The sequence below is a fragment of the Parapusillimonas granuli genome, assembly GCF_013416525.1.
Taxonomy (GTDB): Bacteria; Pseudomonadota; Gammaproteobacteria; order Burkholderiales; family Burkholderiaceae_B; genus Parapusillimonas; species Parapusillimonas granuli.
Genome location: NZ_JACCEM010000007.1, coordinates 272,391 through 293,811, shown reverse-complemented (window position 1 = coordinate 293,811; position 21,421 = coordinate 272,391). Strand labels below are relative to the sequence as shown.

The window sequence follows — 21,421 nt, the reverse complement described above, 5'->3', positions numbered from 1 at the left end:
CGTCAGCAACGGGCGTTCCCGGCCGCCGGGACGCCCCCGCGCGGCGCCACTAAGGGAAGTCGAGGCTGTGTCGGCCGGCCTTGGCGTGATACCCTTGCGCGACGCGTCGGAAAAAGACGTGGGAAAAAGACGTGGGGAATAGTTCCTTTCGGCTGGAGCGCCTCAAGGATGGGAGAAGTTGCGAGTGCAGAAGCTTAGGCGTGTGTCAAGTGGAATACCGGGCCTGGACCGGATTCTGGACGGCGGGTTCATCGAAGGGGCTTCGTATATCGTTCAGGGCCGCCCCGGCGCGGGCAAGACGATACTTTCCAACCAGATCGCCTTCGCGCGCGCGGCCGCCGGCGCGAAAGTCCTTTACGTGACCCTGTTGGCGGAAACCCACGAGCGGCTGTTCCAGGCGCTGTCCACGCTGGACTTCTATGACGGCGACAAAGTCGGGCAGCAAATCGTCTACCTCAGCGTCTTCCAGGCGCTCCGCGACGAAGGCCTGGACGCCATCGTCAAGCTGCTGCGCAACGAAACCAAGCGTCACGGGGCGACCCTGCTGGTCTTCGACGGCCTGCTGAACGCGCGCGATCATGCCGACACCGACCTGGACGTGAAGACCTTCGTGGCGGAAATCCAGAGCCAGGCCGCCTTCGTGGGCTGTACGGTGCTGTTTCTTACCAGCACGCGGCTGGAAGACAGCAGCCCGGAACATACCATGGTGGACGGCGTCATCGACCTCAGCGACGAGCTGTTCGGCGTGCGCACCATGCGTCGGCTGCAAATCCGCAAGTCCCGGGGCACGGCGTCCTTGGGCGGCCTGCACCAGTTCGAAATCTCCGGCAAGGGCATCACCGTGTATCCCCGCCTGGAGCAGGCCTACGCCTTGTACAAGCCGGGCGCCGCGCCAAGCAGCGCCCGCGTGTCCACCGGCTGCGCCGACCTCGATCTCCTCATCCAGGGCGGGTTTCCCGATGCCTCGGTCACCATGCTGGCCGGGCCGGCGGGTTCCGGCAAGACCACCTTCGGCCTGCATTTCCTCAGCATGGGCAGCGCACAAGAGCCCGCCCTCCATTTCGGCTTTTTCGAAACCCCGGCCCGTTTGCGCATGAAGGCCGACAAGCTCGGCATCGAGCTGCCGCCGGAGCCTTTTTTCGATATCGTCTGGAACCCGATCGCGGAAAATCTGCTCGACAAGCTCGGGCACCAATTGCTGGACCACGTGCAGAAGAACAAGATCCGGCGGCTGTTCATCGATGGGCTGGGCGGTTTCGAGCGCGCCGCCATCCAGCGCGAGCGGCTGACTGAATTCCTGGGCACTCTGGCGAATCAGTTGCGCGAACTCGGCGTCACCACCGTCCTGACATGGGAGCTCAGCGAAATTCCCACGACCGCGGTCACCGGGCCGACCCCCCAGATGTCCGCCATCATCGACAACCTCATCCTGTTCAGGCAAATCGAAAAGGAACACGATCTGGAACGCACGATCGCCGTCCAGAAAATGCGCGACAGCCATTTCGTGACGACGACGCGCAAACTCGACATCACCGACAAAGGACTGAATATCGGAGGCCGGCTATCACATGAACACAGTGGCGTGACAACGAACAACTCGGGCGGGATTTGAGCGCCATGAGTAAGGGACGGGAGGCTGAGATATGGCGCTAATCGTCGTTGCAGACGATGAAATGCTGCTCACCGAGATGCTGGCCGCCGTCCTGGAGGATGCAGGGTACGACGTGCTCCTTGCCGCGCATGGCAAGGAAGCGCTCGATCTCGTCAAGCAAAACCGCCCCCGGCTGTTGATCACGGATTTCATGATGCCGGTCATGACGGGGCTGGAACTCGCCGAGGTCTTGCGGCAGGACCACGAATTCACGGATCTGCCGATTCTGCTGGTCACGGGCGCGCAGGGCGCGGTGGCGCGCCGGCACCCGGAGCTTTTCACACGGGTGCTGGACAAGCCTTACAGCCTGCAGCAGCTGCTCGATGTCGTGGCGGAGATGGTGCCGGTGTAGGCGGCCAATGCCTCCGCTCCTTGCGTTGAAAGGCCCTGGCCGCCATCATAGGCGGGCTAGGGCAGGGGGCAGCGCCCGACAGCGGATGTTTTCTTGCAAGCCGCTACTGTTCCTGGATATTGGCGGCTTTTACGACCGCGCCCCATTTTTCTGTTTCCTTTCGGACGAACTCGGCAAAATGCTCAGCCGACTCGTCGCTTTCAGCAACCGTTCCAAGGCCGTCGAAAGTCTTTTTGACTTCCTCGGACGCAACCGCCTTCACCGCTGCGGCGTTGAGCTTTTTCAACACTTCGGGCGGCGTTCCCGCCTTGGCAAACAGGCCGATCCAAGCGGATAGCTGCATGTTCCTGAAGCCCTGTTCTTCCACGGTCTTCAGTTCCGGCAGCAGATTGGAACGGCGTTCCCCGGTATTGGCAATGGCTACGATGGTTCCTTTTTCAATGAACGGTTGAACCACGGTCATGTTGCCGAACATGATGGGGACACGACCGGACAGGAAGTCGGGCATTGCAACAGACACGCTCGAATAGGGCACATGAGTGAGCTCGGCCCCTGCCGCCTGCTTGAGCTGTTCACCTCCGAGATGCGAGGTGGAACCTTTCCCGCCCGACGCGTATGTCAGCGGCTTGCCGTCCCTTGCCGCTTCTTTCACTTTCTCCACCAGTTCAGGCAGTGTTTTTACATTCAGCGATGGATGCACTACAAGGATGTTCGGGAAAGATGAAATTCGGCTTATTGGCGCGAAGTCCTTGATCGGATCGTAGGGAAGGGCGCTGTGAATATGGGGATTGATGCCATGGGTGCTGATGGACCCGGCCAGCAAGGTGTAGCCGTCCGAGGGCTGCTGAAGGAATTTCTGTATGCCGACCACGCCTCCGGCCCCGGGAATGTTCTCTACCACGATAGGCTGGCCGAGCGTGCGGGCCATGACTTCGCTTACTCTTCGGGCGGAGATATCGGATGAGGCGCCGGCGGAAAAGGGGACGATAAGCCGTATTGGCTTGCTGGGATAAGAGTCCGCCGCTTGGGCCGGCCCGATGGCAAATACTGAAAGTGCGAATACACCAAAGATGGAAGCGAGTTGTCTCCGGGCCATATGAGCCTCCTGTGTGGATTATTGTCGAATGCTGGCTAACTGGATTGACCAATGAACGCGGCGCTGGTGCCTCCGTCCACCGGAAGGGTGACGCCTGTGATGTTTCGTGCGCCGTCGCTCAATAGAAACTCGATGACGGCGCAGATGTCTTCCGGCTCGGTCACGCGTCCAAGAGGCGATGTGCCGGACAGCTTGAAGCTTCCTACACGCGATCCGGCCGAACGGATGTTGCTGATGAACGGCGTATTGATGGTACTGGGGGCAATGGCGTTGACCAGGACCTGGTCGGCCGCACACTCGACGGCCAATACGCGCGTAAGTTGACTCAATGCCGCCTTGGTGGCCGCGTATACGCCACTGCCGACTTTTGGCCGGATAGCCGAAATAGACGAAATCATAATGACGTGAGCAGGGTTTTGCTCCGTTGCGGTGCGCTTCAGAGCGGGCAAAGCCGCTTTCGCGCAAAGCCACGGGCCGCGTGTGTTGATATTGAATTGCGTGTCGTAGTCTTCGATTGACATCTCTGCGACCGGACCTATTCGAATGACCCCGGCGGAACACAGCAGGGCGTTCAACGGCTCCCCCGCCGGAAGGATGTCCGAAAAAGTGCGGGAGACGCTGTCTGGACTGGTGACATCGCATACTTTTGTAATGAGCCGCGAACCCGCGGAAGCGGATGCCTGACGCAACTTGGCCAAACCTGTTTCGTCTCTGTCCAGCGCAAAAACTTTCCATCCCTTGCTCAACAGGCTGGCGGCGGCGGCAAACCCGACTCCCGATGCGGCGCCGGTAATCACGATGGTTGGGGTCATTCAGTAGTCTCCGTAGGGATATCAGTGATCTCAAGCCGCATGGACGGCGGATCGGCACAGGCTGCCGGTTTCTTTCAATGTCTTGGCCAGCAGTTTGAAGTCGATCGACAATACGAAAAAGCGCGCTCCCTTCTGGTACCAACGGGGTATTTCTTTTGGGTCGTTGACGTACATGCCGATAGGCGTGCCGATACGCTCGCCGGCCTCGAAGACACGATCGACCGCGTTTTCCACCGCGGGATGGCGCAGCTGGCCGGGGACGCCGTATGCGGTGGCAAGATCGCCCGGCCCGGGCATGATCCAGTTCACCTCTCTTTTTTCCATGACATCGTCGAGGTGTTCGATGCATTCGCGGTCTTCCACCAGGCCGATGGTGAGCGTTTCGGCATTCGCCCGCCTGACGTACGCGGAGAAGTCGGCAATGCCGAAGCCGGCGGCGCTGACGCCCGTGCATGTAGGCCGCGCGCCTTCAGGCCAGTAGCGAACGGACCTGATCGCCTGGCGCGTCGCTTCGTCACCCAGGCCGAAATGCGGAATCATGACGCCTGGGCAGCCGGCGTCGAGCAAGCGCGGCAAGTCCGCCAAGTTGGCGGCGCCCGGACGAACAAGCGCGTGTATGCCGGCGCCGCGGGCGGCGCGCAGGTGCGCCACGGTGCTGGCAATGTCATTGAGCCCGTGCTCCATGTCGATGATCACGAAGTCGAATCCCGCACACGCGTAGAGTTCGGTGATGCTCGCGTCCGTCGAAAAGACGAATGAGCCGAGCAAGAAATTGCCGCTCCCGGCGGCTTGCGGTGAAAGACTGTAAATTAAAGGTGTCATGAGGCCGGATCCGTCGCAGGGTGGGGTAGCGCTGATTGGTTTCTCGAGCATGATAGGATCGGCACTTGTGTATGTAAAATTAAATTATTTGAACAACTATGCTGTTTCTCTAATGAAGGTATCTGGACGGCTGATCGAGGCTTTTCTTGCGTTGGTGGAGACACGGCGCTTTTCGCTGGCTGCGCAGCGATGCCACGTTTCGCCTTCCGCATTCAGCCAGATGATAGGCAGGCTCGAAGAGCAAGTGGGAACTCGCCTGTTCGACCGAGACACGCGAAAGGTCGCCCTGACACAAGAAGGAGAGATTTTCTTGCAAGGGGCCAACCGCGTACGCTCGATCATGAGCGCCACGCTTACCGAGCTGCAGGCTCGTGCTCAATGCCGGACGGGCAGGGTGGCGGTGGCTGCGCCCTTTTCGCTTGCCGCCCATTGGATGCCAAGCCAGATGTCGCGGTTTCGCACGCGCCATCCCGATGTGGACCTGTACCTGCATGATGTTCTTTCAGACCGGTGCTTGAGAATGATCGCCGACGCGGAAGTGGACTTCGGCGTGAACGCCAGGACGGGCGGCGATATGGAGTTCGAGAGTCAGCTGATTTTCAATGAGCGGATGTACTTGATCTGCTCGAGCACGGATACGCTGGCGGCACAGCAGTCGGCTGACTTAAGCGACTTGCGAGGAAGGGCGTTCATTCACATATTGCGCGAGGGCAGCGTATGGCAACTGCTCCATCCTTTGCTGCAAAAGCACGATGTTCGGGATAGCGGCCACGAAGTCGCGCAGCTCGCGACACTGGCCGGCCTCATCAGCCATGGGTTCGGCGTCAGCATCCTGCCGCACGCCGCGCTGGATCTGTGCCGGCGCCCGGGTCTGGCCATCATCCCCCTGAGCGACGAACGAATCGTGCGGCCGATTTATCTCGTCAAGCGCCGGCAGCGCAGCCTTTCTCCGGCGGCGGCAGCGCTTTGGATGCAATTGGCCTCGGAAGGCGAGTTTGCCGGCACGATGGTGGACATCGAGTAGACGATATCCTTATGGGTATTTCATGGACTTTACATAATACACATTATGCGAGTTTTAGACGGGCGACGCCGGCCTGTCCCCCAAGCATCAAATGCCGGCACGGCCGGCGCAAACAGCGATATTGCGTGAAAGAACCGAACAAATCGGCAATATCGTTCGAGCAAGGAATTTAAGATTTGCCTGAACGCCCATTCACTCACTACTTGGTAAATCATGAATGCTTCCTCACTCGCCGAAAGCGGCCACGTCATTCCCTCCGTCCACAATCCGCACGAACACCAGCGGCGCGGCACCACCGTTCTGGAATCGGCAAAAGGCGTATTTTTGCGCGACGCCAACGGCAATACGCTCCTGGATGCTTTTTCAGGCTTGTGGTGCGTGAACGTCGGGTACGGGCAAGACAGCATCGTGAAGGTGGCCACCGAGCAGCTGGCCCGCCTGCCGTATGCCACGAACTACTTCGGCTTCGGCTCGGAGCCGTCGATCCGCTTGGCCGAACGCCTGATCGAGCTCGCGCCCAAGTCCTTGCAGCGCGTCTATTTCGGCCTGGGGGGCTCGGACGCGGTGGATTCGGCGCTGCGCTTCATCACGCACTACTACAACGCGATCGGCCTGCCCGGCAAGAAGCACATCATCGCGCTGGAGCGCGGCTATCACGGCAGCTCGTCCACGGGTTCGGGCTTGACCGCCCTGACGAGCTTTCATCGGAATTTCGACGTTCCCTTGAAAACCCAGCATCACATTCCCTCTCCCTACCCGTACCGCAACGCCCATGCCGGTGACGACGCCGCCATCATCGCCGGCTCCGTCTCGGCGCTCGAAGCGGCCGTGCAGGCCCTGGGCCGGGATCAGGTGGCGGCGTTCATCTGCGAGCCGGTGCAGGGTTCGGGCGGCGTCATCGTTCCGCCAAAAGGCTGGCTGAAGGCCATGCGCGACGCCTGCACGCGGCTGGGAATCCTGTTCGTGGCCGATGAAGTGATCACCGCATTCGGCCGCACGGGGCCGCTGTTCGCGTGCGAGCACGAGGGCGTCGAGCCCGACATCATGATCGTCGCGAAAGGCTTGACCGCCGGCTATGCGCCCATGAGCGCGGTGATGCTTTCGGAACGCATCTACCAGGGCATGGCGGACGGATGCGCGCCCGGGGCGGTGATCGGCCACGGCCAGACATACTCGGCGCATCCCGTCAGCGCCGCAATCGGCCTGGAAGTCCTGCGGCTCTATACCGAGGGCGGGCTCCTGGCCAATGGCAAGGCGCGCGCACCGGAGTTCGCCGCCGGGCTGGACGATTTGCTGGCGCATCCCCTGGTGGGCGACTCCCGCCACATCGGCATGCTGGGGGCTCTGGAGCTGGTGACGGACAAAGCCACCAAAGCGAAATTCGACCCCGAGCTGAAGCTGCACGAACGCCTGTTCAAGGCCGCATACGACAACAAGATCGTGTTTCGCGCGTTCAACGACGACATACTGGGGTTCGCACCGGCGCTTTCTTATACCGAAAGCGAAATGGCGCTGCTGTTCGAGCGGCTGAGGAAAACCCTGGATCAAGTCCTCGGGCAAGCCGAAGTGCGCCGGAATCTGGCTTGACGGCGATTCGCACGTATGCGGCGGCGGTCATCGCCGCATGCGGCGGCTCCCGCCGCCCTCCTCGGCTCGGGTCCACGGCGGCCAAGACTGCTGCCGCCTGGCTTTTAGCGTCGACAGGCCCTAGTCGCCGCCGTCCAGCAATTCCTTGATGGAAACGCTGTCCCGCTCGTATACCGTCTTGACCACGATATAGCTGAAATATTTGGCGATGCCTATGTTCCGGGACAGCATGTTTTCCATCAGCTGCTGATACTGGACCACGTTTCTGGTGATGAACTTCAGCAGGTAGTCGTAGCCTCCGCTGATCAGGTGGCATTCCTGCAGTTGCGGGTAGTTCTTGATGGCGGCCTCGAATCGCACGAAATCATGAAGCCGATGATCTTCGAGCGTGACCTCGGTGAACACGACGATATGCTCGGCCAGCTTGGCCAGGTTCAGCTTGGCGTGATAGTTGACGATGTAGCCCGCCTTTTCCAGGCGCTTTACGCGCGCAAGGCAAGGGCTGGGCGACAGATTGACGGCGTCCGCCAGCGCCATGTTGGTCATCTGGCTGTTCTGCTGCAACTGGGCGAGGATATTGATGTCGATCCGATCCAGCTTCGGCATTCCCTTCATGGATGGCTTCCCTTGACGTCTGCGGATTCAGGCTCGAACGGCCTTTTGATGGGCTTTCCATGGCGTTCCGCGACAATCGAATGCGGGAACTTTGAAATCGGTAAGCTTCATTCGCGGGGTTCCAAAGTGGGGTTCCAAAGAATCGTTGCGGCGCCGGCTCGGCGCCATGGATATTATGGCACCAACACGCCATCGCCTTGGGCGCCGGGCCACCGGAATGACTGCCTGGCACGCCAATTGCCGCGCCGCGAGCGTCTGCTGACGCTCAGCTCTCAAGCTGCGCCGCCACGGCGCAGCGCTCAACGCAAAGGCGCCCATGAAAAATCGTCCCGTACGCATCGGCATCTCCGGCTCTTATGGCGGCCTGAACCTGGGCGATGAAGCCATACTCGAAAGCATCGTGGCGCAGCTGCTTGCCGCCATGCCGGACGCGGAAGTCGTCGTGTTTTCACGCAACACGAAAGACACCGAGGAACGGCACCGTATCGCCTATGCGATACCCGTGCGCGAAATCACCCGGGACGTCGCGGCGCAGGAGATCGCCCAGCTGGATCTGCTGATCCTGGGCGGCGGCGGCATCCTCTTCGACGCGGAGATCGACATCTACCTGCGCGAGGTGCTGCTGGCGAACGAGCTGGGCGTGCCGGTCATGGTCTATGCCGTCAGCGCCGGGCCGCTGGTAAAGCAGTCCAGCCGCGAACTGGTGCGCGCGGCGTTGACGCCCGCCGCCTTGATCACCGTGCGCGACCGCCAGGGCCACCGGCTTCTGGAGGAGGTCGGCCTGCAGCGCGAAATCCGCGTGACGGCCGATCCCGCGCTGCTGATGCGGGCCCAGGCCCTGCCGAAAGACGCATTGATGCGCGAGGGGCTGGACATGCCGCGCCGCCGCATCGGTTTTTCGGTGCGGGAACCCGGCCCCGCGGCACCGGGCATCAGCGCCGACCACTATCACCACCTGCTTGCCAGCGCGGCGGATTTCATGGTGCAGCGCCTGGATGCCGACGTGGTCTTCATCCCTTTGGAGCGCGACCATCTGGACTTGCAGCACAGCCACGCCGTGGTGGCGCAGATGCAGTGCGCCCAGCGCGCCACGGTGCTCAAGGGCGAATACAGCCCGGGGCAAATCATGACCATCATCGGGGGCTTCGAGTTCTGCGTGGGCATGCGGCTGCATTTCCTCATTTTCTCGGCGCTGCAGGGCGTGCCCTTCGTCGCCCTGCCCTACGCTTCCAAAGTCACCGGCCTCCTGCAGGAGCTGGGCATGGACACCCCGCCGATGGACAACGTCAATTCCGGCAAGCTGCTCGCCTCCATCGACCATTGCTGGGATTATCGAGCCAATATCAAAAGCCTCATCCGCGAGCGCCTTCCGGCCCTGCAAGACCGGGCGCGCGAGAACAACCGCCTGCTGATTGCGCTGCTCGAACGGTTGCGCGCCGCGGATGAAGCCGCGGAAAGGGGCTGAAATGCCGATACTGCAGCGGCCAGGCACCCTCACCCAGGTGCTGCTCCCTCCCCGCCCCGCCAGGCTGGCCGCCGAAACCGACGTGCTGGTGGTGGGCGGCGGCCCCGCCGGAATCGGCGCGGCGCTTGGCGCGGCCCGCGCGGGCGCGGCGGTGATCCTGGTGGAGCGCTACGGCTTCCTGGGCGGAAACGCGACCGCCGCCCTGGTCATGCCGCTGATGTCCTTCCACACCCAGCGCCCGGTCTTCGAAAGACTGGGCGTCACCAATCTGCTTCCCGATGATCACGGCCCCGGCCACCCGGTGATCGCCGGCGCGCTCAAGGAGTTGCTGGAACGCCTGGTGCAGAGCGGCGGCGCCGTGCCGCCGTCCCTGGACACCGGCTATGTGGTCCCATTCGATCCGGAAGTATTCAAATGGGCGGCGCTGGACCTGCTCGACCAGGCCGGCGTGCGCATGCTGTTCCATGCCTTCGCCAGCGGCGTATTCGGCGAGGCTGGACTCGAAGGCGTGGTCTTCGAGACCAAGAGCGGGCCGGTGGTCATCAAGGCCGGGACGGTCGTGGACTGCACCGGCGACGGCGACATCGCCGCCCTCGCCGGCGCCGATTATGAGATAGGGAGAGAATCCGACGGCCTGGTCCAGCCCATGACGCTGATGTTCCGCATGGCCGATTTCGACCGGCCCGCATTCCAGGCATATGTGAAGCAGCACCCGGACCAATGGCGCGGCGTACACGGCCTATGGGATTTGCTGCGGCAGGCGACGGCCGACGGCGCGCTCGACCTGGCGCGGGAAGACATTCTTTTCTTTGCGACCCCGCATCCGCGCGAAGTGAGCGTCAACTCCACGCGCGTGACGCGCGTGCTGGGCACGGACGTCTGGGATTGGAGCCTGGCGGAATGGGAGAGCCGCCGGCAGCTGAACCAACTGCAGCGTTTTCTACGCGAATACGTGCCCGGTTTCGAGGAAAGCTATGCGGTGCAGAGCGGCGTGCACGCGGGCGTGCGCGAGACGAGGCGGATAGTCGGGCAATACCGGCTCACCGCCGAAGACTTGTTGAGCGCACGCAAGTTCCCGGACGTGATCGCCCGCGGGACGTATCCCGTCGATATCCATAACCCCGCCGGCAAGGGAACGCTGCTGCAACGCATTCCCGCGGACGAGGCCTACGACATTCCTCTGCGCGCGCTCATTCCCCGGGGCGTGGAGCGGCTGGTCGTCGCGGGGCGCTGCATTTCGGGCACGCACGAAGCGCATTCCTCTTACCGGGTGATGCCGATCGCCATGGCGACCGGCCAGGCGGCGGGGGTATGCGCGGCGCTCGCGTCCCGGGCGGGTGTTTCGCCTGGAAACGTGGCTTTCCGCGACGTGCAGGAGGGCTTGGCCGCCCAGGGAGCCGATCTGGGGCGCTGAGTGGCGCAGGCATCGCTTTTCACGATGGCCGCAAGAAAAATCATCAGCTCGGAACGCGGTCGATGACGCTAGAATTCCTGACACCCGCTGCACAGAAAAACGATTCACGGTTTGCGGGCTCGCAAGATGCCGCCGTCGCATACCGACTCAAGGAGGAGCAAACATGCGAGACAATTCAATACCCCCGTCGCCGCTGCGCCGGCGCCTCATGCTTGGAATGGGGTTGGGCGCGGCCGCGGGCTTGTCCGGTATCCGCAATGCCAAGGCCTCGAATTTTCCCAGCCAGCCGCTGACCGTGATCGTCCCCTGGGCCGCCGGCGGTGGCGGTGACGTAGTGGTCCGCATGCTGGCCGCCACATTGTCCCAGCGCCTGGGGCAGCAAATCGTGGTTGAAAACCGCGGCGGAGCAACCGGCACGATAGGCAGCGCCGCGGCCGCGCGCCGGAAGCCGGACGGTTACACCTTCGTCTATGCCACGCCCGATTCGCACTGTGTCTTTCCGCACCTCTACAAAGACGTGCCCTACGATACGCTCAAAGACTTCTCGTGCATCGCGCCCATCGGCTATTTCCAGTTCGGCTTGGCGGTGCACCCTTCGTTTCCGGCTAAAAATGCGCAGGAATTCATGCGCCTGGTCCGTGAATCGCCCGGCAAGTATTCCTACGGCACCTGGGGCGTGGGCAGCACGGCACAATTGATCATGGAAGATTTCAAGGTCCGCAACGACCTGGACATCCTTCATGTGCCCTACCAGGGAACCGCGCCCCAGCTGGTGGGCCTGGCTTCGGGCCAGGTCGCGGCGGCGATCCTTCCCATGCAGATCACCGACGGCTACGTCAAGGACGGCAAGATCCGCATGATCGGGCTTGGCTCGGCCGAACGGTTTTCCGAGCTGCCGGACCTGCCCACGCTGATCGAGCAAGGAATGAACGTGGACTTCCGTAGTTCGGTGGGATTCCTGGGCCCGGCGGGCATACCGGCGGACATCCTGAACCGGCTCAACCAGGAAATCAGGGCCACCATCAACGAAGCCGCTGTACGCAAGAACCTGCTCGCGCAGTACGTGCTGCCGCAGGACATGAGCGCGCAAGCGTATCGTGAATTCATCGTGGCCGAGTACGCGCGCTGGGGCGACATCGTGAAAAACTCCCGCGTCGTCATCAACTGAGGATTCTTGATCATGGCAGTGCTCGCAACGCCCTTGCCGCGTATCGGCAACCATTTGAACCGGCCCGAATCGGTGATCGCGCTGGCGGACGGGCGCCTGTACGCCGCCGACCGGGAACGGGGCGTCGTGCGTGTCGACGTCGAGCCGCAAGGCCAGCCTTCCGTATCCTGGCCCGCCGAGGAATTCGTGGCGAACGGCATCGCCCTGCTCGACGACGGCACTTTCCTGATCGCCAACGTCGGGCCGCGCGGTGGTGCCTGGAGGCTGGTGGCGCCCGGCGTGGTGGAGCCCTACCTGACCGAAGAACAGGGGCTGCCTCGCAGCCCGCTCAATTTCCTGTATCCCGACGAACACGGCAACACCTGGCTGTCCTTGTGCACCGCGCTCGAACCGCGCAGTCTTGCATTCCGGCACGACAACGCGGACGCGATGATAGGCGTGGTGAAGCCGGGCGCGAAAATGGAAATCGTCGCGCGCGGCCTGGGGTTCAGCAACGAACTGCGCGTCGACCCGACCGGCCGCTGGCTCTACGTGAACGAAACCATTGCGCGGCGCATGTCGCGCTTCAGGATCCTTCCCGGCCCCACCCTGGGTCCGCGCGAACTGGTGTGCGAGTTCGGCCATGGCACCTGGCCCGACGGGCTGGAGTTCGACGAAGAAGGCGGTGTCTGGCTGACCAGCGTCGTCAGCAACCGCCTGATCCAGGTGGACAAGAACGGCCGCAGTACGGTACATATAGAGGACTGCGACGACGCCGCGATCGACGCGGCGGAAGCCGCCTTTGCGGCCGATCGCTTCACGTTCGAAGAAATCAGCACGGGCAGGCACTACAGCCTGCGCAATATTTCCAGTGTGGCCTTCGGCGGCCCGGACTTGAAAACCGCCTACCTGGGCAGTTTGTTCAATACGGGGGTTTCGGTGTGGCGCTCGCCGGTTGCGGGCGCGCGGCCCCTGCATTGGAACGCGGGGAAAACCGTTCTGGACGTTTGACGCGGTGGGCATGACGAACCGGGAAGCCGCCGAAGCCAAGAGGCAACAGGAAGGCGGCATGTCCCATCGTTTTGACCTTTACACCCTGCAGCTGTTCATCGCGGTCGTCGAAGAAGGCAGCATCGCGGCCGCGGCCGAGCGCGAGCACATCGCCGCCTCGGCGCTCAGCAAGCGCCTGTCCGAGCTGGAACGGATGCTCGGGGCGGAGCTGTTCATCCGGCGGGCGCGGGGCGTCGAGGCCACGAAAGCCGCCCACGCCCTGGCTCGCGGGGCCCGCAATCTGCTGCACCATGCCGACGACCTCGCCGGCGAACTGAGCGGCTATGCCCAGGGAACGCGCGGCCACGTCCGCATTGCGGCCAACTTGTCGTCCATCACGCAGTTTCTGCCCAAGGAGCTGCAGGCCTTTCTCGCGCGCTACCCCGACGTCACGGTCGACCTGACGGAAATGGTCAGCACCGATGTCATCCGGGCGGTGGCGGAGAACACGGCGGACATCGGCATCTACAGCGAGGCCGACGAGCAATACGCGCTTACGACGTTTCCCTATCACAAGGACCGGATGGTGCTGATCACGCCATGCGATCACCCGCTGGCGTCGAAGCCGTCGGTGGCCTTCCTGGATACGCTGGAGTACGACCATGTCGGCATGCATCGCGGCAGCGCCGCGAACAAGCTGCTGGCGCGCGAAGCGATCGCGGCGAACCGCCGGCTCAAGCTCAAGTTCCAGGTGACCTCTTATGACGCGCTCATCTCGATGGTGGATGCGGGCTTGGGGATAGGAATCATGCCGGTGAAAGCGACGGAGCTGTATGTCTGCCGGGGGATATGCATCGTGCCGCTCAGCGACGCCTGGGCGTCGCGGCGGCTGAAGCTGTGCGTCCGGCCCGCCGAGACGCTGTCCGCGGCGGCCAGGAGCTTGCTGGACCATTTGGCCGGCCAAGTGGAGGATTAGGCGCGAGCGGCGCCCATCCCGGCACGCCAGCCATCGCAAACCGCGATGGCTGCACGAATAAATGGTAATTGTCGCGATGCGTATAGCCCGATACGATGCGTCATACATAGTCATTTCAAGCCGGAATCCGCAAACCGGCGCAATGGAGACGGGTATGAACATGCCGGACAAGGTGGAAGTGATCGAAGTGGGCATGCGGGACGGGCTGCAGATGGAGCCCGATTTCGTCGACACCGGCACCAAGATAGCGCTGATCGACGGCTTGACGGACGCCGGCCTGCGCCACATCGAGGCCACTTCCTTTGTTTCGCCCCGGGCGGTGCCGCAGCTTGCGGATGCCGCCGACGTCCTGGCCGGCGTCCGGCGCCCCGCGGGTTCGCGGTTTTCCGTGCTGGCGCCCAACCTCAAGGGCGTCGAACGCGCCATCGACGCCGGCGCCGATGAAATCGTCGTGTTCGTGTCCGCCAGCGAAAGCCACAACCGGAAGAACCTGAACCGCCCGATCGACCGATCGCTGGACGACATCTCGAACATCGCCGAACACGTCCGCCACGTGGGCATAGGCAAAAGAGGCGCCATCGCCTGCGCCTTCGGCTGCCCTTTCGAAGGCGACGTGGAGCTGTCGGCGATCCAGCGCATCGCCGGGCATTTCCATGCCGCCGGATTCCGCACCCTGACCCTGGGCGACACGACCGGCATGGCGACGCCGGCGCTCGTTGCGCGCACCGTTGCGGCCATTCGCGGCGCTCACCCCGACATGAAGCTCACGCTGCATTTCCATAATACGCGGGGCATAGGCCTGGTCAACGTCGTGGCGGGCCTGAACGCCGGCGTGGACAGCTACGAATCGTCCCTGGGCGGGTTGGGCGGCTGTCCGTTCGCGCCCGGCGCCAGCGGCAACATCTGCACGGAAGACCTGGTTTATCTGCTGAACGAAATGGGCATCGAAACCGGGATCGACCTCGACAAGCTCATCCAGGTGGCGGCCCGCATGGAGGCCGTGCTGGGGCGACGCCTGCCCGGCCAGGTCATGAAAGCCGGCCCCCGGCTGCGCCTGCACGAATACGAAGACGCGGCCTGCGCCACGGGCTGAAGGCCCCCGGGCGCCGCGCCCCACGCGGCCGGCGGCCCCCCGGCCGCCGGTCTTTGCTGAATCCAGATCCAAAATGCCATGCCTCTTTCCGGAATACGCGTCCTAGACCTCACCCGCATCATTTCAGGCCCTTATTGCACGGCCCTGCTGGCCGACCTCGGCGCGGAAGTGCTGAAAGTCGAATCGCCGACCTCGGGCGACCCCGTGCGCGAGCAAGGCGTCATCCGCGACGGGATCAGCTGGTATTTCGCCAATTACAACCGCAATAAAAAATCGGTCGCCATAGACTTGTACGGCGCGGAAGGCAAGGCGCTGCTGGCGCGGCTCATCCCGTCCTGCGACGTCATCGTCGAAAACTTCCGGCCCGGCGTCATGGAAAAAATGGGCTTCGGGCCGGAACGCCTCAAGGCGCTGCGGCCCGACATCATCCATTGCAGCATCAACGGCTTCGGCGACACCGGCCCCTATCGGGACCGTCCCGCCTTCGATTTCGTGGCCCAGGCCATGAGTGGCTTCATGAGCCTGAACGGCGCCGAAGACGACCCTCCCCTGCGCGCCGGCCCGCCCATCAGCGACCTGGTCGCCGGGCTGCACGGGGCGCTCGGCATCGCGGCGGCCCTGCTGCGGCGCGGGCGCACCGGCCAGGGCGATTCCATCAGCGTCAGCCTGCTCAACAGCATGATCAGCATGCTGAGCTTCCATGCGTCCAACTTCCTGGCCAGCGGCGTCGTGCCGGCGCGCAGCGGCAACGATCACGGCATCGTGGCGCCCTACGGCCTGTTCCGGACCAGCAACGGCCAGGTCGCCATTGCCCCCAGCAATGACAGCGTCTATCATAAGCTGCTGGACGCCACGGGCCTCACCCATGTCCGCGAGCTGCCCGAATTCAGCACCAACGCCCAACGCATGGAACGCCGGCGCGAAATCAAGGAAATCATCGAAGCGCGCACCCAAACCGAATCCAGCGAATACTGGATACGCCGCTTGAACGAATTCGGCGTTCCCTGCGGACCGGTGCTGGGGCTGGCCGAAGTCTTCGAAGATCCGCAAGTGAAGGATCAGGACATGGTCATCACCGTCAACCAGCCCGGCCACGGCGAGGTCCGCATGCTGGGCTTTCCCATCAAGTTTTCCGAAGCGCCCTCCTCATGCCGGCTGCCGGCGCCCGAACTGGGCGCCGACACCCAAAGCGTACTCGCGTCCATCGGGGTCGGCGCCCAGGAGCTCGAACGCCTGCAACAGGCCGGCGTCATTTCAACCCCTTGCATCAACGCCTGAGAGCACATGAAGCTCGAGAGCCCATAAAAACAGGAGACACGACATGATCCGTAAGCTATTCCTCGCCTTGCTCCCCCTGGCGTTCGCAACGCCCACCGCGACCATGGCGGCGGACGCGGCGGATGCCTATCCGTCCAGCCCGATCAACATCATCGCCCCCTTCCCGCCGGGCGGCGGCACCGACAGCATGACGCGCCTGGTCAGCACCCATCTGGCGCAATCGACCGGCTGGAACGTGATCGCCGAGAACCGGGCGGGCGCCGGCGGCACCATAGGCATCGCCAGCGCCGCGCGGGCCACGCCCAACGGCTACCAACTGGTGATGGGCCAGGTGGACAACCTGGCGGTGGCGCCCTGGCTGTATCCCAACCTGTCCTATGATTCGGTGAAGGACTTCACGCCCATCGTGAACGTGGCGGGCACCTCGGTGATCATCGTCACCCGCGCGGACTCCCCCTACAAGACGCTGGAAGACATGATCAAGGCGGCCAAGGAAAAACCGGGCAGCATAGACTACGGCTCGCCGGGCGCCGGCACCATCACCCACCTGGCCGCCGTGCTGCTGCAGGAACAGGCCGGGATTACCCTGCAGCACGTGCCCTACAAAGGCTCGGCGCCGGCCATGGCCGACTTGCTGAGCGGCCAGGTTCCCATCCTGTTCACTTCCCTGCCATCGGCCTTCGGCCAGCTCAAGGCGGGCTCCATCCGCGCGCTGGCGGTCACGTCCAGCAAGCGCAGCGCGATTGCGCCCGATGTACCCACGGTGGCGGAACGCGGCTACAAGGATTTCGACGTCACGGTCTGGTATGGCTTGCTCGCGCCCGCCGGCACGCCGGACGCGATCGTGCAGAAGGTCAACGCGGAAATGAACAAGATCCTGGCGACCGATGAAATGAAGAAGGCCATGGGCGCGCAAGGCGCCGAGCCCCTGGGCGGCACCTCGGCCGAATTCGCCAAGACCATCGAGCGCGACCGCAAGAAGTGGGGCCCGATCGTCGAGGCGTCCGGCGCCAAGACCAAGTGATCTAGCCATGAGCCAAGCAGCGGCCCCCGCCATGCGCGTCTACGTTGCCTGCCCCTTCCCCGCGCCGGTGCTGGACCTGTTCGTCCAGCGCTTCGGCGCGGCCCACAACGGCACGGGCCGGGTGCTGGACAATGATGCGCTCATTGCGGCCGCGCAAGGCATGGACGCGCTGGTGATCACGGTCACCAACCGCATCGACGGGGGCCTGGCGGCCGCCCTGCCCGCCTCCGTCAAGGCGCTCTGCACCTACTCCGTAGGCACCGACCACCTGGACCTGGACGCCTTGCGGGCGAAAGGCATCGCCGTGTTCAGCACGCCCGACGTGCTGAATGAGTCCTGCGCGGACACGGCCATGCTGCTGATGCTGGGCGCCGCCAGGCGCGTGATCGAAGGCATCGGGCTCATCCGCCAGGGCACATGGACCGGCTGGAGCCCGCTGCAGCTGATCGGCCACGACGTATGGGGCAAGCGGCTGGGCATACTGGGCATGGGGCGCATCGGCCGCGCCATCGCAAGGCGCGCCCGGGGCTTCGGCATGCAGGTCCATTACCACAACCGCAGCCGCCTGGCGCCCGATGCGGAGGTCGGCGCGCACTATCACGAAAGCCTGGAATCGCTTGCCGGGCACAGCGACTTCCTGTGCATCGCCTGCCCGGCGAACGCAAGCACCCGCGGCATCGTCAATGCCGGCATCCTTGCCCGCCTGCCGGCCCATGCCATCGTCTGCAACGTGGCGCGCGGCGACGTCATCCGCGACGAAGACCTGGTGCAGGCATTGCGCAGCGGCGCCATCGCCGCCGCGGGCCTGGATGTGTATGCCGGCGAGCCGGACATCCATCCCGCCTACCGCGAACTGCCCAACGTATTCGGGCTGCCGCATATCGGCAGCAGCACCATAGACACGCGCATCGCGATGGGCGAGATCCTCTGCTCGGGCCTCGAAGCCTGGTCCAGGGGAAGCAGGCCCGCCAACCAGCTGTGCTGAAGCGCCGCGGCATCACCCAACATCAAGGAGCAATATGAAAAAGATCGGAATGGCGGGCATAGGCATGATGGGGCATGGCATCGCCACCAATGTGCGCAAGGCTGGCTACCACCTGGGCGTACTGGAACACCCCGGCAACCAGCCGCTGGACGGCCTGCTCGCGCAGGGCGCGGTGGCCTATGGCAGCGCGCGCGAACTGGCCGCCGACTCCGACGTCGTCATTCTCTGCGTCACCGGTTCCCCGCAGGTGGAGGCCGTCCTGTGCCAGCCGGGCGGCGTGCTCGAAGGGCTGCGGCCGGGCGCCGCCATCGTCGATTGCTCGACGGCGATTCCCTCTTCCACCCTGCGCATCGCCGCGCAGGTGGCCGAGCGGGGCGGCAGGTTCCTGGACGCCCCCATGACGCGCACGCCCAAGGAAGCGGCCGAGGGCCGCTTGAATCTGCTGGTGGGCGGGGATCGCGCCCTGTTCGATGAAATGCTGCCGCTCTTGCGCAGCTTCGCCGAGAACATCACGCACACCGGCCCGGTGGGGTCGGGCCATCGCATGAAGCTGCTGCACAACTTCGTTTCCCTGGGCCAGGTGGCGCTGCTCGGGGAAGCCGCGGCTTGCGCCGCCAGGGCCGACATCGACCCGGCCGTGCTGGTGGACGTGCTTGCGAAAGGCGGCGGCGGCGGCGCCGCCCTGGAGCGCGTCAAGCCCTATCTGCTGAACCGCGACCCCACCGCCCTGCGGTTCACGCTGGCCAATGCGAACAAGGACCTGGGCTACTATTCCCAGATGGCGCGCGACAGCGACGCCGCCCACGACATCGCGGATTCGGTGGCCGCCACCTTCCGGCGCCTGGCCGCGATCGCGCCCGAACGCTATGCATCCGAACTGGCCTCGCTGCTGAACGAACTGTAGCGCGCGGCGCCGGCCGCAATCCGGGCAGCCGGATCAAAGCGCGTCCGCCAGCCTCACCGCCTGCTCGATCGCCCGTTGCGCGTCCAGTTCGCCGGCCTCGTGCGCGCCGCCGATCAGGTGCCCGGCAAGGCCGCGCGCGCGCAGCTGATCGTAAAGCGCGCGCTCGGCCTCCTGCCCGGTGCACAGAATGATGGTGTCCGCGGCGAAGCATTTTTTTTCCCCGTCGACGGTATAGTGCAGGCCACGGTCGTCGATCGCGTCGTAGGCGACGCCGCCCGTCATCGCCACCCGGGCCCTGCGCAGCCTGGACTTCAGTATCCAGCCGGTCGACTTGCCCAGGCTGCGCCCGAAAGGAGCCGGCTTGCGCTGGAACATATGCACTTCGCGCGCGGGCCTCGCCGGCGCCTGGAGATCCAGCAAGCCGCCGGGCGCGGCGATGGCCGGGTCCACGCCCCAGGCCTGCTGGAAGGCGGAGACGTCGAGCGATTCCCGCGGGTCGGACAGCAGGAAATCGGCGACGTCGAAGCCTATGCCTCCCGCGCCGAGAATGGCGACTTTTTCGCCCACCGGCGCCCGGCCGGTCAGGACGTCGTGGTAGCCGACGACCTTGGGGTGATCGATGCCCGGGATGTCCGGCCTTCTTGGCGCCGTGCCGGTGGCGATGACGACCGCATCGTAGCCTCCCGCGCACAAGTGTTCGGCATCCACTCTGGTGGCAAGGCGCACCGCCACTCCGGCGCGTTCCAGGCTGGTTTCGAAATACCGCAGCAGTTCGTTGAATTCGGCCTTGCCGGGAATTTTCCTGGCCAGATTGAGCTGGCCGCCCAGCGCGTCCGCCGCCTCGAACAGGGTGAGATCGTGCCCGCGCCCGGCCGCATGGATGGCGAAGGACATGCCGGCCGGGCCGCCTCCCACGACGGCGAGGCGCTGCGGACGGCTTGCGCGGCCGCCGTTCAATTCGAGCTCTCGGCCGGCGCGCGGGTTCACCAGACAGGTCGCGCTGCTCTCGGTGAAGATGCGGTCCAGGCAGGCCTGGTTGCAGGCGATACAGGTGTTGATTTCGTCCACTCGGCCGAGGCGTGTCTTTTTGGCGAAATCGGGGTCCGCCAGCAGGGGCCGCGCCATGGAGACCAGGTCCGCCGTGCCGGACGCCAGAAGATCTTCGGCGACGCCGGGCATGTTGATCCGATTCGACGCCATGACGGGGATGGATACCGCGTCCTTGACGTTGCGCACGGCGCCCGCCCACGCCGCCCTGGGAACGGACGCGGCAATGGTGGGAATGGCGGATTCGTGCCAGCCTATGCCCGTGTTGATCAGATCGGCGCCCGCCTGCTGGATGCGGCGCGCCAGTTCGGCCACCTCGCTTGCCGTCATGCCCTGCGGCACCAGATCGATGGCCGATATCCGGTAGACGATCAGGAAATCCGGCCCGACGCGCGCGCGGACCGCCTTGACGATCTCCAGGGGCAGCCGCACGCGGCCGTCGAAATCGCCGCCGAACTCGTCTTCGCGCCGATTGGTGAAGGCCGCGGTGAATTCGTTGATGAGATAGCCTTCGGAGCCCATGATCTCCACGCCGTCGTATCCGGCCTCGCGCGCCAGCGCCGCGGTGTGGGCGAAGCTCGCCACCGTGCTCCAGACCTCGTCCGTGGCCAGCGGCCTGGGCGCATGGGCGTTGATGCGCGCCCTGCCCGCCGACGGCGACACACAGCCGGCCACTTTCGCATAGCGGCCCGCGTGCAGTATCTGCAGGACGATGCGCCCGCCGGCCCGATGCACCGCCGAAGTGACCGGGACGTGCTCATGCAGCTGCGCCGCGCTGTTCAGCAAGGGTCCTTGCGCTTCCATGACGCCTTCCGGCGTCGGCGAAAAGCCTCCCGTCAGCATCAGGCCGATTTCGCCGGCCGCCCGCGCGACATAGAAAGCCGCCAGGCGTTGCCGAGGGCGGTCCAGGGTTTCCAGCCGGGTATGCATCGCGCCCATCACCATGCGATTCGGCAGTGTCAGCGAGCCCACCCGCAGGGGGCTGAGCAGATGGGGGAAGTCTTTGTGCACAGGTGTGGGCTCCTTGCGGCGATCGGATGCGCCGCGCCATCGCGGCCACGCTTTGCGGCCGACCCGCTATTTATATCAATAAATTCGCCCGCCCTGGCCGGGAACACGAATTGCTGCCCCGCTCGACC

The 21,421-nt window shown here is 64.3% G+C and carries 19 protein-coding genes; 14 read left to right on the top strand and 5 right to left on the bottom strand.

Annotated elements, in window-relative coordinates:
* Positions 1-202 precede the first annotated feature (202 nt).
* Both H0A72_RS14895 and H0A72_RS14890 read left to right on the top strand, forming a co-directional pair.
* Positions 203-1,612, top strand: coding sequence for a DUF7125 family protein (locus tag H0A72_RS14895; RefSeq protein WP_343060122.1), 1,410 nt, complete (start codon positions 203-205; stop codon positions 1,610-1,612).
* 31 nt (positions 1,613-1,643) lie between these two features.
* The gene (locus tag H0A72_RS14890) at positions 1,644-2,003 is read left to right on the top strand and encodes a response regulator (protein WP_180156692.1); all 360 of its coding nucleotides are present in this window, start codon (positions 1,644-1,646) and stop codon (positions 2,001-2,003) included.
* Positions 2,004-2,106: 103 nt separating this feature from the next.
* Here the strand turns inward: H0A72_RS14890 and H0A72_RS14885 are convergent, their stop codons facing one another.
* Genes H0A72_RS14885 through H0A72_RS14875 form a run of 3 tightly spaced genes read right to left on the bottom strand, consistent with a single transcriptional unit; the run spans position 2,107 to position 4,784 of the window.
* Positions 2,107-3,099 carry a Bug family tripartite tricarboxylate transporter substrate binding protein gene (locus H0A72_RS14885; protein ID WP_180156690.1) on the bottom strand — a complete coding sequence of 331 codons (993 nt, stop codon included), beginning with the start codon at positions 3,097-3,099 and terminating at the stop codon, positions 2,107-2,109.
* Between the two features lie 35 nt (positions 3,100-3,134).
* Positions 3,135-3,911: an SDR family NAD(P)-dependent oxidoreductase gene (locus tag H0A72_RS14880; protein WP_180156688.1), complete on the bottom strand. Its 777-nt coding sequence runs from the start codon at positions 3,909-3,911 to the stop codon at positions 3,135-3,137.
* 30 nt (positions 3,912-3,941) lie between these two features.
* Entirely contained in the window at positions 3,942-4,784 is an 843-nt protein-coding gene (locus H0A72_RS14875) for an HpcH/HpaI aldolase family protein (protein WP_180156686.1), read from the bottom strand.
* Here H0A72_RS14875 and H0A72_RS14870 point away from each other — a divergent pair.
* Both H0A72_RS14870 and H0A72_RS14865 read left to right on the top strand, forming a co-directional pair.
* A complete protein-coding gene (locus H0A72_RS14870) occupies positions 4,783-5,757 on the top strand; it encodes a LysR family transcriptional regulator (RefSeq protein ID WP_180156684.1) in 975 nt (324 codons plus the stop codon). The genes H0A72_RS14875 and H0A72_RS14870 overlap by 2 nt on opposite strands.
* A gap of 213 nt (positions 5,758-5,970) precedes the next feature.
* Positions 5,971-7,344 (top strand): aminotransferase class III-fold pyridoxal phosphate-dependent enzyme, encoded by a 1,374-nt coding sequence (locus tag H0A72_RS14865; RefSeq protein ID WP_180156682.1) that lies wholly within the window; start codon positions 5,971-5,973, stop codon positions 7,342-7,344.
* Between the two features lie 120 nt (positions 7,345-7,464).
* Here the strand turns inward: H0A72_RS14865 and H0A72_RS14860 are convergent, their stop codons facing one another.
* Complete coding sequence (locus H0A72_RS14860) at positions 7,465-7,959, bottom strand: Lrp/AsnC family transcriptional regulator (RefSeq protein WP_180156680.1); 495 nt, start codon at positions 7,957-7,959, stop codon at positions 7,465-7,467.
* A 316-nt stretch (positions 7,960-8,275) separates the two neighbouring features.
* Between H0A72_RS14860 and H0A72_RS14855 the strand changes: the two genes are divergently transcribed.
* The 10 genes from H0A72_RS14855 (at position 8,276) to H0A72_RS14810 (ending at position 19,235) form a co-directional block, all read left to right on the top strand.
* Positions 8,276-9,424 carry a polysaccharide pyruvyl transferase family protein gene (locus H0A72_RS14855; protein ID WP_180156678.1) on the top strand — a complete coding sequence of 383 codons (1,149 nt, stop codon included), beginning with the start codon at positions 8,276-8,278 and terminating at the stop codon, positions 9,422-9,424.
* Position 9,425: 1 nt separating this feature from the next.
* On the top strand, positions 9,426-10,838 hold the full coding sequence (locus tag H0A72_RS14850; RefSeq protein ID WP_180156676.1) for an FAD-dependent oxidoreductase: 1,413 nt from the start codon (positions 9,426-9,428) through the stop codon (positions 10,836-10,838).
* A 163-nt stretch (positions 10,839-11,001) separates the two neighbouring features.
* On the top strand, positions 11,002-12,006 hold the full coding sequence (locus tag H0A72_RS14845) for a Bug family tripartite tricarboxylate transporter substrate binding protein (protein ID WP_180156674.1): 1,005 nt from the start codon (positions 11,002-11,004) through the stop codon (positions 12,004-12,006).
* A gap of 12 nt (positions 12,007-12,018) precedes the next feature.
* Complete coding sequence (locus H0A72_RS14840; RefSeq protein WP_180156672.1) at positions 12,019-12,996, top strand: SMP-30/gluconolactonase/LRE family protein; 978 nt, start codon at positions 12,019-12,021, stop codon at positions 12,994-12,996.
* A gap of 58 nt (positions 12,997-13,054) precedes the next feature.
* Complete coding sequence (locus H0A72_RS14835) at positions 13,055-13,951, top strand: LysR family transcriptional regulator (protein WP_180156670.1); 897 nt, start codon at positions 13,055-13,057, stop codon at positions 13,949-13,951.
* Between the two features lie 154 nt (positions 13,952-14,105).
* Entirely contained in the window at positions 14,106-15,044 is a 939-nt protein-coding gene (locus tag H0A72_RS14830) for a hydroxymethylglutaryl-CoA lyase (protein ID WP_180156668.1), read from the top strand.
* A 78-nt stretch (positions 15,045-15,122) separates the two neighbouring features.
* A complete protein-coding gene (locus H0A72_RS14825) occupies positions 15,123-16,322 on the top strand; it encodes a CaiB/BaiF CoA transferase family protein (RefSeq protein ID WP_180156666.1) in 1,200 nt (399 codons plus the stop codon).
* Positions 16,323-16,365: 43 nt separating this feature from the next.
* The gene (locus tag H0A72_RS14820; protein WP_180156664.1) at positions 16,366-17,346 is read left to right on the top strand and encodes a Bug family tripartite tricarboxylate transporter substrate binding protein; all 981 of its coding nucleotides are present in this window, start codon (positions 16,366-16,368) and stop codon (positions 17,344-17,346) included.
* 7 nt (positions 17,347-17,353) lie between these two features.
* Positions 17,354-18,331 (top strand): 2-hydroxyacid dehydrogenase, encoded by a 978-nt coding sequence (locus H0A72_RS14815; protein ID WP_180156662.1) that lies wholly within the window; start codon positions 17,354-17,356, stop codon positions 18,329-18,331.
* Positions 18,332-18,365: 34 nt separating this feature from the next.
* Positions 18,366-19,235: an NAD(P)-dependent oxidoreductase gene (locus H0A72_RS14810; protein ID WP_180156660.1), complete on the top strand. Its 870-nt coding sequence runs from the start codon at positions 18,366-18,368 to the stop codon at positions 19,233-19,235.
* Between the two features lie 33 nt (positions 19,236-19,268).
* Here the strand turns inward: H0A72_RS14810 and H0A72_RS14805 are convergent, their stop codons facing one another.
* Positions 19,269-21,293, bottom strand: coding sequence for an oxidoreductase (locus H0A72_RS14805; RefSeq protein WP_180156658.1), 2,025 nt, complete (start codon positions 21,291-21,293; stop codon positions 19,269-19,271).
* Positions 21,294-21,421 lie beyond the last annotated feature (128 nt).

Coding starts and splice junctions, on each gene's coding strand:
- H0A72_RS14890 (WP_180156692.1), top strand. CDS start 1,644: ATGGCGCTAATCGTCGTTGCAGACGATGAAATGCTGCTCACCGAGATG.
- H0A72_RS14885 (WP_180156690.1), bottom strand. CDS start 3,099: ATGGCCCGGAGACAACTCGCTTCCATCTTTGGTGTATTCGCACTTTCA.
- H0A72_RS14880 (WP_180156688.1), bottom strand. CDS start 3,911: ATGACCCCAACCATCGTGATTACCGGCGCCGCATCGGGAGTCGGGTTT.
- H0A72_RS14870 (WP_180156684.1), top strand. CDS start 4,783: ATGATAGGATCGGCACTTGTGTATGTAAAATTAAATTATTTGAACAAC.
- H0A72_RS14875 (WP_180156686.1), bottom strand. CDS start 4,784: ATGCTCGAGAAACCAATCAGCGCTACCCCACCCTGCGACGGATCCGGC.
- H0A72_RS14865 (WP_180156682.1), top strand. CDS start 5,971: ATGAATGCTTCCTCACTCGCCGAAAGCGGCCACGTCATTCCCTCCGTC.
- H0A72_RS14860 (WP_180156680.1), bottom strand. CDS start 7,959: ATGAAGGGAATGCCGAAGCTGGATCGGATCGACATCAATATCCTCGCC.
- H0A72_RS14855 (WP_180156678.1), top strand. CDS start 8,276: ATGAAAAATCGTCCCGTACGCATCGGCATCTCCGGCTCTTATGGCGGC.
- H0A72_RS14850 (WP_180156676.1), top strand. CDS start 9,426: ATGCCGATACTGCAGCGGCCAGGCACCCTCACCCAGGTGCTGCTCCCT.
- H0A72_RS14845 (WP_180156674.1), top strand. CDS start 11,002: ATGCGAGACAATTCAATACCCCCGTCGCCGCTGCGCCGGCGCCTCATG.
- H0A72_RS14840 (WP_180156672.1), top strand. CDS start 12,019: ATGGCAGTGCTCGCAACGCCCTTGCCGCGTATCGGCAACCATTTGAAC.
- H0A72_RS14835 (WP_180156670.1), top strand. CDS start 13,055: ATGTCCCATCGTTTTGACCTTTACACCCTGCAGCTGTTCATCGCGGTC.
- H0A72_RS14830 (WP_180156668.1), top strand. CDS start 14,106: ATGAACATGCCGGACAAGGTGGAAGTGATCGAAGTGGGCATGCGGGAC.
- H0A72_RS14825 (WP_180156666.1), top strand. CDS start 15,123: ATGCCTCTTTCCGGAATACGCGTCCTAGACCTCACCCGCATCATTTCA.
- H0A72_RS14820 (WP_180156664.1), top strand. CDS start 16,366: ATGATCCGTAAGCTATTCCTCGCCTTGCTCCCCCTGGCGTTCGCAACG.
- H0A72_RS14815 (WP_180156662.1), top strand. CDS start 17,354: ATGAGCCAAGCAGCGGCCCCCGCCATGCGCGTCTACGTTGCCTGCCCC.
- H0A72_RS14810 (WP_180156660.1), top strand. CDS start 18,366: ATGAAAAAGATCGGAATGGCGGGCATAGGCATGATGGGGCATGGCATC.